Annotated in this window: 1 protein-coding gene; it reads right to left on the reverse strand. The window is 67.6% G+C overall.

Going from position 1 to position 1,108, the window contains the following annotated elements; translation table 11 throughout:
- Nucleotides 1-25: 25 nt before the first annotated feature.
- Nucleotides 26-928, reverse strand: coding sequence for an IS982 family transposase (locus ABT053_RS43385; RefSeq protein ID WP_350978044.1), 903 nt, complete (start codon nt 926-928; stop codon nt 26-28).
- Between the last annotated feature and the right edge of the window lie 180 nt (nt 929-1,108).

Raw genomic sequence — 1,108 nt, forward strand, 5'->3', positions numbered from 1 at the left:
CTAGACGAGTAAGTCCGAAGTCTGGTCAGTGATCGTAGGCGATCAATGATCGGGTGATGGGCTGGCCGGTGGCGCGGTTGTGCCAGATCGCGGCGGTCAACGCCAGGATCCGCTGAGCGACGCGGGCGGCCACCCCTGCTGGACTGCGCCCACCGTGCAGTTCGAGGTCGAGCTGACCTTTAAGGGTGTCGTTGACCGATTCGATCAGTTGGCGGATCGGTTTGAGGAACTGCTCGCCCGGCCGGGGCGCCAGGTTGCGGTAGGAGGGCCGCAGCAACTGCACGCCCCGCTGGTGCAGGTAGGCGTCGAGTTCGGCAGAGACGTACCCCTTGTCGGCGATGATCAGCAGGCCGGGCCGCTCGGCGGTCAGCTGCGCCTGGTGGTCGAGCAGGGCCATCAGCACCTGGCGCTCATCGAGCTTGGGGGTGGCCAGGGCCCAGGTGATGGGCAGTCCGGCCGGGGTGCACACCAGGTGCAGGCGCAGGCCCCAAAAATAGCGGGAGTGAGAGCGGCAGTAGCCATAACCGGCCCAGCCGGCCAGGTTCGAGCGCCGGGCGGCGGGGCGTGAGCGCCCGCATTCAACGGGGGTGGAGTCCACGACCCAGACCGGGTCGGCCCACAGATCAGTGTCTCGGGCCAGGGCGCCGATGGCGCGCTGCAGCAACGGCAGGGCCGCTCGCAGGCGTTTGTTGTAGCCGGACTGGCCAGGCAGGTAGGGGAAGGCTCCGGGCAGATGGCGGGGCAAGAAGCGCAGCCAGCGGGTTTCGGAGCGGATGCCGAGCAGGGCTTGGGCGATGGCCACGGTCAGCAGTTCGGCGTCAGTCAGTTGCGGTGGGCGGCCGATGCGGGCAGGGCGGCTCGTGCAGGTGAGCCAGTCATCGATCCTGACGTACAGTGCGGTCAGAAGGGTGTTGAGGTCGTTCGTCACACATCGATCCTCAACACCCTTCGTCGTGCTTGTGTCCTGGCGGCGGGGGCAGATTCCTCTGTCGTGAGGCGCAGCCCGGGTGGGCAACGCCCGCCCCACCACCGACGCGCCTCACGGGCGGGCTCATCAGCCGCTACACCTGGCCGCACCTACTCTTCGCTTTAGGACTTACTCGTCTAG

Source organism: Streptosporangium sp. NPDC002524, from assembly GCF_040295985.1.
In the GTDB taxonomy this organism is placed as follows: domain Bacteria; phylum Actinomycetota; class Actinomycetes; order Streptosporangiales; family Streptosporangiaceae; genus Streptosporangium.